Genomic DNA, 11,143 nt, shown 5'->3' on the forward strand with positions numbered 1-11,143 from the left:
CCTAGCCGACCCGGACCACCGCCGTGGACTCCGGGGCGAGGTGCAGGGAGCCGTCCGACTCGGGCCAGCAGTCGCCGTACAGGGCCAGGGTCTGGGTGTAGGCGCCGTCCAGGGTGATCCGCCGCGGGGCCTCGGTGCCGAGGTGGACGACCACCCGGAACGGGCCGCGGTGCACCACCAGCCACTGGTCGGCGGCGTCGTGGTCGACCCGGACGGCACCGAGGTCCGGGTCGGTGAGTTCGGGGTGGGCGCGGCGCAGCCGGATCAGGCGCCGGTACCAGTCGAGCAGGCCGGCGTGCGGCTCCTGGATGCGCTCGGCCCAGGTGAGGGTGGAGCCGAGCACGGTGGAGCGGGCCTGCGGGTCGGGCACGTCCTCGGGCTGCCAGCCGTGCGCGGCGAACTCCCGTCGCCTGCCCTGTCGGACGGCCTCGGCGAGGGCCGGGTCGGTGTGGTCGGTGAAGTACTGCCAGGGGGTGCTCGCCCCCCACTCCTCGCCCATGAACAGCATCGGGGTGAACGGCGAGGTGAGCACCAGCGCCGCGCCGGCGGCCAGCCGCCCGGGGGAGAGGGTCGCGGAGAGCCGGTCGCCGGCCGCCCGGTTGCCGATCTGGTCGTGGGTCTGCGCGTAGCCGAGCAGCCGGTGCCCGTACGCGGTGGGGAAGGGCCGGCCGTGCGAGCGGCCGCGGAAGGACGACCAGCTCCCGTCGTGGAAGAAACCGCTGGTCAGCGCCTTGGCGCAGGCCGCGTACGGGTCGGCGGCGAAGTCGGCGTAGTAGCCGCCGGACTCGCCGGTCAGCAGGGTGTGCAGGGCGTGGTGGAAGTCGTCGCTCCACTGGGCGGTGAGCCCCAGGCCGCCGGCCTGCCGGGGCGTCGTGGTGCGCGGGTCGTTGAGGTCGGACTCGGCGACCAGGAACAGCGGGCGCCCGGTGGCGTCCGCCAACTTCTCGACCTCGACGGCGAGTTCCTCCAGGAAGTGCAGGGCCCGGTCGTCGACGAGGGCGTGCACCGCGTCCAGCCGCAGCCCGTCGATCCGGTAGTCCCGCAGCCAGGCGAGCGCACTGCCGATCAGGTAGCGCCGGACCTCGTCGGAGCCGGGCGCGTCCAGGTTGACCGCCGAGCCCCAGGGCGTGTGGTGCCGGTCGGTGAAGTACGGCCCGTACACCGGGAGGTAGTTGCCGGACGGGCCGAGGTGGTTGTGCACCACGTCGAGCACCACGCCGAGGCCCTTGCGGTGCGCGGCGTCGACGAAGCGCTTCAGCCCGTCCGGGCCGCCGTACGGCTCGTGCACCGCCCAGAGCGACACCCCGTCGTAGCCCCAGCCGTACCGGCCGGGGAACGGGCAGACCGGCATCAGCTCGACGAAGTCCACGCCCAGGTCGACCAGGTGGTCCAGCCGCTCGGCCGCCGCCTCGAAGGTCCCGGCGGGGGTGAAGGTGCCCACGTGCAGCTCGTACAGCACGCTGCCGGGCAGCGGGCGGCCCCGCCACGGGGTGTCGGACCAGTGGAAGGCGGCGTGGTCGACGGCCCGGCTCAGCCCGTCCGGGCCGTCCGGCTGCCGCGGGGAGCGCGGGTCGGGCAGCGCCCGGCCGCCGTCAAGCCGGAAGCCGTAGTCGCCGTCCGGCGCCTCGCCCTGCCACCAGCCGCTCGTCCCGTCGCCCTCGCGGGCCATCGGGTGCGGCCGCCCGTCGACCTCCACCTCCACCATGTCCGCCTCGGGTGCCCATACGCGGTACGTGGTCAACGGCCCTCCGTGAGCAGTGCGACCGGGTGGCGCTCCAGCAGCCAGGAGACCGGCAGCGGACCGGCCTCGTAGTGCCGGCCGGTCAGTTCGTCCGTCCAGCGGCCCTCGGGCAGCTCCAGCACCGTGTCGCCCCAGCCGCCGGCCCGCTGCAGGCCGTACGGCAGCCGGGTCACCGCGGTGATCACCCGGGGGCCGCGGAAGAAGGCGAGCAGGTGGGCCGCCGTCCGGCCGGTGGCCTCCAGCGGCCGGTACGGGCCGAGCGGCAGGCTCCGCCGCAGGTGCAGCGCGGTGGTGGTCAGGTGGAGCTTCTCGCGGGCGAGGTCGCCGCCGCGGTCGGCCGCCGAGTCGGTCAGCCGCACCGCCAGCGCCCCGAGGTCCACCGGCGCCCGGTTGTCCGGGTCGACCAGCGTGTACAGCGGCTCCTCGCTGCCCTGGTACAGGTCCGGGACACCGGGCACGGTGAGGTGCAGCAGCGCCGCGGCGAGGGTGTTGGAACGCGCGTACGGGGCGAGCAACTGCACGAAGCCGGCGATCCGCGGGCAGAGCCCGGCATTGGCGAGCGCACCGCGCGCGTACGCCGTCAGCACCCGCTCGAAGGTCTCGTCCGGGGCCGTCCAGGAGGTGCGCAGCTTCGCCTCCCGGGCGGACTTCAGCACCACCTGGACGAGCCGCTCCTCGCCGATCGGCCAGGCCGCGACCAGGGTCTGCCACAGCAGCCAGGCGGTGTTGCGGTCCGGGCAGGGCCCGGCGGCGGCCGTCCAGGCGGCGCACTCGGCGGCCCAGGCGTCGGGCAGCTCGGCGAGCACGGCGAGCCGGGCCCGGGCGTCCGCGCTGCGCTTGGTGTCGTGGGTGGACAGCACCGTCATCCCGGTGGGCCGGTCCCGTTCCCGGTCGGCGCACCAGCGGTGGAACGCCCCCGGGCTGAGACCCGGCCGGCCCGGGTCGCCGCCGACCTCGTTCAGCGAGACCAGCGCGTTCCAGCGGTAGAAGGCGGTGTCCTCGACGCCCTTCGCGGCCACCGCCGAGGTGGTCTGGGCGAACCGGCGGCAGAACTCGTCCTTCTCCGGGCTGCGGCCGAGCCGGCCGAGCGCCAGGTCGCGCAGCAGCCGGTCCGCGGTGCCCTCGGTACCGCCGGCCAGGTGTGCCACGGCCTCCGGTGGGGGCTCCTCGCCCGGCACCACGTACGGCCGGTACACCGGGTGCTCGGTGAGCAGGGTGCACAGGGCGTCCCGCAGCGCGGGCTGCGGGTGGTCGGCGAGGGAGCTGTCCGCGGTGCCGATCCGCCGCACCAGCCGCAGCAGCCGGTCCACCTCGGCGGCCAGCTCGCCGTCCGGGAGGGTCAGCTCGGCCCGGCCGCGCAGCGCGGCCTCGGCCGCGGTCGTCCGGTCGGCGACGTCCCGCTGGTAGGCGGCGACCAGCCGCTCGGCGCCCGCGTGGTCGGTGAGCACTCCGTCGATCCGGCGCAGCGCGTCGTAGCCGGTGGTGCCGGCACACGGCCAGTCCGCGGGCAGCCGCTCGTCCCCGGCGAGGATCTTCTCCACCACCGTGTACGCCCCGCCGGTGGCCTCGGCGAGCCGCCGCAGGTAGCCCCGCGGGTCGGCCAGCCCGTCCGGGTGGTCCACCCGGAAGCCGTCCAGCACGCCCTCGCCGTGCAGCCGCAGCAGCACCTCGTGGGTGGCCCGGAACACCTCCGGCACCTCGACCCGGACCGCGATCAGGTCGTTGATCGCGAAGAACCGCCGGTAGTTCAGCTCGCTGCTGGCCAGCCGCCACCAGGCCAGCCGGTACCACTGGCGGTCGAGCAGCTCGGGCAGCGGCAGGTGCCCGGTGCCGGGGCGCAGCGGGAAGGCGTGGTCGTGGTAGCGCAGCATCTCGCCGTCCACCACCAGCTGGTCCAGCACGGAGCCGAGCCGGTCGCCGAGCAGCGGCAGCAGCAGCCGGCCGCGGCCGGGCGCGTCGGACGGGCCGGGCTGCGCCGTCCAGTCGATGTCGAACCAGGTGGCGAAGGCGGAGTCCGGGCCGTCCCGCAGCACCTGCCAGAGCGGCTGGTTGAGCTGCTCGGGGACGGGCAGCGCCATGTGGTTGGGCACCACGTCGGCGATCAGCCGCAGCTCGTGCCGGTGGGCCTCGTCCGCCAGCGCGCGCAGCGCCGCCTCCCCGCCGAGCTGCTCGCTGATCCGGCTGTGGTCGACCGTGTCGTAGCCGTGCGTGGAGCCGGGGGCGGCCTCCAGCAGCGGCGACAGGTGCAGGTGGGAGACACCGAGCGCGGCCAGGTACGGCACGGCGCGGGCGGCGTCGCGCAGGGTGAAGCCCGGCTGGAGCTGGAGCCGGTAACTGGCCGTCGGTGGGTGTGCGGCGGCGGACGTCATGGGGTGATCCCTACCCTGGGCCGGGCGCGGCTATGGCCCGGGTGGCACGAATGGCCCACCCGGGCCGTCACCTGCGCCCCGGCCGTCACGCGGGTCGCTGCAGCACCATCAGTGAGCGGTCGGCGAGCCAGAGCGAGTCGCCGGCCTTGACCCGGGTGCCGGTGCCGCGGGCCGGCAGCACGGGCCGGGCGGTGTCGACGACCAGCTGCCAGGCCTCACCGTGCCCGGCCGGCACGGTGAACTCCAGTTGCTCGGAGTGCGCGTTGAACAGCAGCAGGAAGGAGTCGTCGACGATCTTGCCGCCGCGGCGGTCCGGCTCGGAGATGGCGTTGCCGTTGAGGAAGACCGTCAGCGACTTCGCGTAGCTGGTCTTCCAGTCCTGGTCGGTCATCTCCTCGCCGCCGGGGGTGAACCAGGCGATGTCGGTGAGGTCGTCGTGGGTGCCGGAGACCGGCCTGCCGTGGAAGAAGCGGCGGCGGCGGAACACCGGGTGGTCGCGGCGCAGCCAGATCATGCCCTGGGTGAACTCCAGCAGCTGCGCGGCGGCGCCGCCCTTCGGCCAGTCGACCCAGGTGAGCTCGTTGTCCTGGCAGTAGGCGTTGTTGTTGCCCTGCTGGGTGCGGCCGAACTCGTCGCCGTGCGCGAGCATCGGCACGCCCTGGGAGAGCATCAGGGTGGCGATGAAGTTGCGCTGCTGGCGGGCTCTGAGCTCCAGCACCGCCTCGTCGTCGGTCTCGCCCTCGATGCCGCAGTTCCACGAGCGGTTGTGCGACTCGCCGTCCCGGTTGCCCTCGTGGTTGGCCTCGTTGTGCTTCTCGTTGTAGGAGACCAGGTCGCGCAGGGTGAAGCCGTCGTGGCAGGTGACGAAGTTGATCGAGGCGATCGGCCGGCGGCCGTCGTCCTGGTAGAGGTCGGAGGAGCCGGTCAGCCGGGAGCCGAACTCGGCCAGGGCGGCGTTCTCGCCGCGCCACAGGTCGCGGACGGTGTCCCGGTACATGCCGTTCCACTCCGTCCACAGCGGCGGGAAGTTGCCGACCTGGTAGCCGCCCTCGCCCAGGTCCCACGGCTCGGCGATCAGCTTGGCCTGCGAGACGACCGGATCCTGCTGGACGAGGTCGAAGAACGAGGACAGCCGGTCGACCTCGTGGAACTGCCGGGCGAGGGTCGCCGCGAGGTCGAAGCGGAAGCCGTCGACGTGCATCTCGGTGACCCAGTACCGCAGCGAGTCCATGATCATCTGAAGCACGTGCGGACTGCGCATCAGCAGGCTGTTGCCGGTGCCGGTGGTGTCCTCGTAGAACCGGCGGTCCTTCGCCAGCCGGTAGTACGAGGCGTTGTCCAGGCCGCGGAAGGAGAGCGTCGGGCCCAGGTGGTTGCCCTCCGCGGTGTGGTTGTACACCACGTCGAGGATCACCTCGATCCCCGCCGCGTGCAGTGCCTTCACCATCGACTTGAACTCCTGCACCTGCTGCCCGCGGTCCCCCGTCGAGGAGTACGAGGCGTGCGGCGCGAAGTAGCCGATGGTGTTGTAGCCCCAGTAGTTCGACAGCCCCAGGTCCCGCAGCCGGTGGTCCCGGACGAACTGGTGCACCGGCATCAGCTCGATCGCGGTGACCCCCAGCTTCGCCAGGTGCTCGATCAGCGCCGGGTGTGCCAGCGCCGCGTAGGTGCCGCGGATCTCCTCCGGGATCTCCGGGTGCAGCCGGGTCAGCCCCTTCACGTGGGCCTCGTACAGCACCGTCCGGTGGTAGTCCGTCCGCGGCGGCCGGTCGGTGCCCCAGTCGAAGTACGGGTTGATCACCACCGAGTGCATGGTGTGCGGCGCCGAGTCCAGGTCGTTGCGGCGCTCCGGCGCGCCGAAGTGGTAGCCGTAGACCGACTCGTCCCAGTCGATGTCCCCGCTCATCGCCTTGGCGTACGGGTCCAGCAGCAGCTTGGCGCTGTTGTGCCGCTGGCCCAGCCCCGGGTTGTGCGGGCCGTGCACCCGGAACCCGTACCGCCGGCCCGGCTGGACGCCCGGCAGGTACGCGTGCCGCACGAAGGCGTCCGTCTCCCGCAGCTCGATCGCCGTCTCCGAGCCGTCCTCCTCCAGCAGGCACAATTCGATCCGGTCGGCGCTCTCCGAGAACACCGCGAAGTTGGTGCCGGCCCCGTCGTACGTGGCGCCGAGCGGGTAAGGCTGCCCTGGCCAGACCTGCATGAGGGACCTCAACTTCCTTGCTCCGTGGGGGAACTGGCGCTCCCTCGGATCTGCCCGGAGAGGACCCCGGGCATGTGCGGACCGTCCGTGACGTGACGCACGGCACATGTCGCATACTCCCCAACCCCCGCCCGCCGACCGAACCCATTCACCTGTTGTTCGCCCGAACGGGTGTCCGTGGCGCGAAAACCCGGCGCTCGGGCCCGTCGCCCGCCCTCCCCTCGAATTGTTGTGCCGTCAACAGGCTGCGTCCCGCCCGGAGCGGGCAGTATCCTTGATCGTCCGGCGGCGCGCAGCGCCGACCCATGCGGAGACAGGCTCTGCCAAGGCCGCCATGGTTGGAGACGCTGTCAGTGGACGGTCCGGCGCCCGGTACGAGCGACGGCCGAGAGGTGAGGTAGCGCATGGGGTTCCCCGCCGACGGCCGGGGCGACGGCCTCGACGGGCCGGAGCCGGGCCGCAGCGAGGCGCCGACCGTCGTCATCCGCTCCAGCCTCCCCGGCCGGCCCGCCGGACCGGCCCCCGGCGACGGCGCCCCGCTCGGCTGGACCGCCCTCGAGTGGGAGCACGCCTACCGCCGCGTCCGCCTCACCGGCCGCGCCTACGTCTGGCTCAACCTCGTCGAACAGCGCCTGCGGGCCCTCGTCGACGAGGCGCTGCGCCCCGTCTACGCCCCCGCCCACGGCGAGGACTGGGTCACCGCCGCGGCCGGCCCGGCCGGCGAGGAGTGGGTGCTGCGGGCCGGCGCCGTCCGCGAGGTCAGCCGCCGCAAGGGCTACCTCCTCGACCCCGCCGACGACGACCCGCTGGTCTTCCTCACCCTGCCCCAGCTGCGCGAACTCATGGTCCAGCACTGGCCCTGCTTCGAGCCGTACGTCCTCGACCGCCGCGAGGTCGAACTCGCCCTCGACGAACTCGAGGTCGCCCGGCACGTCGTCTCCCGCAACCGCAGCCTCTCGCAGACCGTCCTCGACCAGACCGAGCGCGCCGCCGCCCGGCTGCTCAGCCTGCTCGACGGCGGCGCGGGCGGCGTCCCCGCCGACGTCGTGGAGGAACTCGTCGCCGGCCGCTACGCCGACGTCGTCGCGGTGCACCCCGACCGGGTCCGCCTGCAGCGCGAACTCCCGGTCGAGGACCTGCTCGACGGCGCCCGCCGGCTCGACGCGGTCGGCATCGGCCTCGGCATGCTCTGCCAGAACTACACCGGCAAGCGGCTGGTGCGGCTGGCCGGCGAGGGCTGCCGGGTCCGCCTGCTCTTCCTCAACCCGGCCAGCAGCTCCGTCCGCCGGCGCGAACGCGAACTCGGGCTCGGCCGGGGCGAACTCGGGCGGTCCATCGAGATGAACATCATGCACGTGCGGCGGGTCCGGGCCCGGCTGAGGGACCCGGGCGGCTTCGAGATCCGGGTCTTCGACGAGATGCCCCGCTTCACCGCCTACCTGGTCGAGGGTCCCCGGGTGACCGGCCAGACCGGCGGCCGTCGCCGCTCCGGGGACATCGGGGTCGTCCAGCCCTACCTGCGGCGCGCCCGCGGCATCGAGTCGCCCGCCATCGTCCTGCGGGGCGGCGCCGGCCAGGAGCCGGGCGGCACCGAACCGGGGCTGCTGGAGGTCTACCGCGAGGAGTTCGAGGGCAGCTGGGGCGACTCCCGCGCGGTGTCCTGACGCCCCGGCGGCCGGGGCCGGGGCCGACTCACCCGCGCGCCCCTGACGCCCGGTCCGACCTTCCGGTGCGGCCGGTCGGCGGATCGGCGGGGTCGTCCGGGGTGCGGCCCGGGGTGGTGCGCCGCAGCGTTGGACCGTGTGCGAAGCGGCCGTGACGGCCGGCTGCCGCGCCCCCACCGCAGCCCGACACCGGAGACCCCCGATGACCGAGCCCACCACTGCCGCCCCCGACCGCCGCAGCTTCGTCAAGGCCACCCTCGCCGCCGGCGCCGCCGTCGCCGCCGGACCGGTCCTCGGCAGCGAGCCCGCGGCCGCCGCGGCAGCCGTCCGCCGGGACGCCGTCCCCTTCCACGGCCCGCACCAGGCAGGCGTCACCACGCCCGCCCAGCGCTTCGCCGCCTTCCTCGCCGCCGAGGTCACCGCCCCCGACCGGCCGGCCCTGGAAGTGCTGCTGCGCACCCTGACCGACCGCATCCGCTTCCTCACCGCCGGCGGCACCCCGGCGCCGTCCGGTGCGGGCGAGCCGCCGTCGGACACCTGCCTGCTCGGCACCGACGTCCTCGCCGACGGACTGACCGTCACCGTCGGCGTCGGCGCCTCGCTCTTCGACGACCGGTTCGGCCTGGCGGCCGCCCGCCCCCGGCGCCTCACCCCGATGCCGGCCTTCCCCGGCGACGACCTCGGCCCGGAACTGCACGGCGACCTGTCGCTGCAGATCTGCGCCGACAACCGGGACACCGTGCTGCACGCCCTGCGCGACCTGACCCGGCGCACCCGCGGCGCGCTGCGGCCGCTCTGGCGGATCGACGGCTTCCAGAACGGGGCCCGCCCGGACGGTGCGCAGCGCAACCTGCAGGGCTTCAAGGACGGCATCTCCAACCCCGACACCGCCTCGGACCGGCTGATGGACAGTCTGGTCTGGGTCGCGGCCGACGGCGACGAGCCGGCCTGGGCGGCGGGCGGCACCTACCAGGTGCTGCGGATCATCCGGATGCGGGTCGAACCCTGGGACGGCCTGCCGGTGGCCGACCAGGAGCGGATCGTCGGCCGGCACCGCGACAGCGGCGCACCGCTGGGCGGCACCGCCGAGCAGGACAGCCCGGCCTACGGCAAGGACCCGTCGGGCGCGGTGATCGCCCTCGACGCGCACATCCGGCTCGCCAACCCGCGGACGGCCGCGACCGCCGACTCGCGCATCCTGCGGCGCGGCTACAACTACGACCGCGGCGTCGACCCGGCGGGCGACCTCGACATGGGACTGATGTTCTGCTGCTACCAGCAGGACGTCGCCCGGCAGTTCGAGGCCGTCCAGCAGCGGCTGAACGGCGAGCCGCTGGCCGCGTTCCTCGCCCCCACCGGCGGCGGCTACTTCTTCGTGCTGCCCGGTGTGCCGGACGAGAGCGGCTGGCTCGGCAGCGGCCTGCTCGGCACCGTCTGACGCACCGCCCGACCTGCCGTCCGGCGGGTCGCCCCCGACACGTCGCCGCACCCCGCCGTGCCCCGCCGGTCGCCCCTACCGGCGGGGCTGTCACTGGTGCGGGCGATGATGGTCCCCGTCACGGCAGGAGCGACGGAAGGAGCGCCGGATGACGACCCGGAGGGGGACGCCCACCGCACCCGCCCACCACGACCGCGGCACGGCCGGGGGCCCGCGATGAGCTGGCTCGCCGCCGGCCTGCTGGCCTTCGACCTGGAGACCACCGGCACCGACATCGAGAACGACCGGATCGTCACCGCTGCCCTCGTGCGGCTGGAGCCGGACGGCACGGTCTCGCGGGAGCAGCACTGGCTGGTCGACCCGGGCATACCCATCCCGGCCCAGGCCACCGCCATCCACGGCATCGGCACCGCGCAGGCCCGCGAGCGCGGGGTGGCCGCGGCCGGCGCCGTCGAGGAGATCACCCGGGCGATAGCGGAGGGGCTCGGCTCCGGCACCCCGCTGGTCATCATGAACGCGCGCTACGACCTGTCGCTGCTCGACCGCGAGTGCCGCCGACACGGCGTCAGCCCGCTCTCCGCGCGGCTCGGCGGCACTCCCGCGCCGGTCATCGACCCGCTGGTGCTCGACAAGCACGCCGACCGCTACCGCCGCGGCAAGCGCAATCTGCAGGCGTTGTGCGAGCACTACGGCGTGGTGCTGGACGGTGCCCACCAGGCCGGGGCCGACGCGGTGGCCGCGGCCCGGGTGGCCCGCCGGCTCGGCGAGGTCTTCCCCGCGGTGGGCGGCGTCGCGCTCGCCGATCTGCACGCGCTCCAGGTGCGGGCCGCCGCCGAGCAGGCCGCCTCCTTCCAGCAGTACCTGCGCCGCACCTCGGACCCGCAGGCCCGGATCGAGCCGGCCTGGCCCGTGGTGCCCTGGCCCGCCGCGGCGGCGGCCGGCTGACCGCAGGCCGGCCGCCGGCCCCGAGGCCGGATCAGCCGCCGGCCGGGAAGTCGAAGGTGTAGCCCTGCGCGACCAGCCAGGGGAGGAGCTGGCGCAGCGCCTCGATCGTCTGGCTGCGGTCGCCGCCGCCGTCGTGCATCAGCACCACCCCGCCGGGGCGCAGGTGCTGCTGGACGTTGGCGACGATCGCGGGGACGCCGGGCCTGGCCCAGTCGCGCGGGTCGACCGACCAGCCGAGCGAGCGCATGCCGTGGTCGGCGGCTATCTGCTCGTTCTCGGCGGTGAAGTCGCCGCCGGGGGCGCGGAACCACGGCACCTCGGCGCCCGGACCGGCGGCCCGCAGGATCGTTGCCCTGGCGTCGGCGATCTCGTGCACCTGCTGGTCGTGGCTGCGGCCGTGCAGCGGCTGCGGGTGGTCGACGGTGTGGTCGCACAGCCGGTGCCCGCCGGCGAGGACGAGGCGGACGGCGGCAGGGTCCCGGTCGACCTCGTTGCCGACCATGCAGAAGGTCGCCTTGGCGTGGTACTGCGCCAGCAGGTCGAGGATCGGTCGGGTGGCGGGGCCGGGGCCGTCGTCGAAGGTCAGCGCGACGGTGCGGCCGCCACTCTCCGTGGACCGGATGATCTGGTGACTGCGGGTGGGGCTGCTGCCCGGGGTGTGCCAGGACGGGCTCGCGGAGGCGCTCGGCGCGGAGGGCGCCGCACTGCTGCTGCCGGGCGCCGCGGTGGCCGGCGCCGCAGTGGTGGCCGGGGCGCTCGCCGAGGGCGGCGCGGAGCGCTGCGCCG

Annotated in this window: 7 protein-coding genes; 3 read left to right on the top strand and 4 right to left on the bottom strand. The window is 74.6% G+C overall.

Annotation, left to right across the window (positions count from 1 at the left end):
• Position 1: 1 nt before the first annotated feature.
• From treZ to glgX, 3 genes are all read right to left on the bottom strand, one after another.
• Complete coding sequence (treZ, locus tag KSNIM_RS28205; protein ID WP_263105931.1) at positions 2-1,741, bottom strand: malto-oligosyltrehalose trehalohydrolase; 1,740 nt, start codon at positions 1,739-1,741, stop codon at positions 2-4.
• Positions 1,738-4,110 (bottom strand): malto-oligosyltrehalose synthase, encoded by a 2,373-nt coding sequence (treY, locus tag KSNIM_RS28210; RefSeq protein WP_263105932.1) that lies wholly within the window; start codon positions 4,108-4,110, stop codon positions 1,738-1,740. Before treY ends, treZ begins: the two co-directional genes overlap by 4 nt.
• Before the next feature lie 85 nt (positions 4,111-4,195).
• Positions 4,196-6,310 carry a glycogen debranching protein GlgX gene (glgX, locus tag KSNIM_RS28215; RefSeq protein WP_263105933.1) on the bottom strand — a complete coding sequence of 705 codons (2,115 nt, stop codon included), beginning with the start codon at positions 6,308-6,310 and terminating at the stop codon, positions 4,196-4,198.
• Between the two features lie 404 nt (positions 6,311-6,714).
• Here glgX and KSNIM_RS28220 point away from each other — a divergent pair, with 404 nt between their 5' ends.
• The 3 genes from KSNIM_RS28220 to KSNIM_RS28230 all read left to right on the top strand — a co-directional run bounded on the left by KSNIM_RS28220 (position 6,715) and on the right by KSNIM_RS28230 (position 10,357).
• Positions 6,715-7,974 (top strand): SAV2148 family HEPN domain-containing protein, encoded by a 1,260-nt coding sequence (locus KSNIM_RS28220; protein WP_263105934.1) that lies wholly within the window; start codon positions 6,715-6,717, stop codon positions 7,972-7,974.
• A 202-nt stretch (positions 7,975-8,176) separates the two neighbouring features.
• Positions 8,177-9,412 (top strand): iron uptake transporter deferrochelatase/peroxidase subunit, encoded by a 1,236-nt coding sequence (gene efeB, locus KSNIM_RS28225; protein WP_263105935.1) that lies wholly within the window; start codon positions 8,177-8,179, stop codon positions 9,410-9,412.
• Between the two features lie 216 nt (positions 9,413-9,628).
• Positions 9,629-10,357, top strand: a complete 729-nt coding sequence (locus tag KSNIM_RS28230) for an exonuclease domain-containing protein (RefSeq protein WP_263105936.1) — start codon at positions 9,629-9,631, stop codon at positions 10,355-10,357.
• Positions 10,358-10,388: 31 nt separating this feature from the next.
• Here the strand turns inward: KSNIM_RS28230 and KSNIM_RS28235 are convergent.
• Positions 10,389-11,143, bottom strand: a 755-nt coding sequence (locus tag KSNIM_RS28235) for a polysaccharide deacetylase family protein (protein ID WP_263105937.1), incomplete at its 5' end; no start/stop codon positions are given.

This window comes from Kitasatospora sp. DSM 101779 (assembly GCF_025655475.1).
Classification (GTDB): Bacteria; Actinomycetota; Actinomycetes; order Streptomycetales; family Streptomycetaceae; genus Kitasatospora.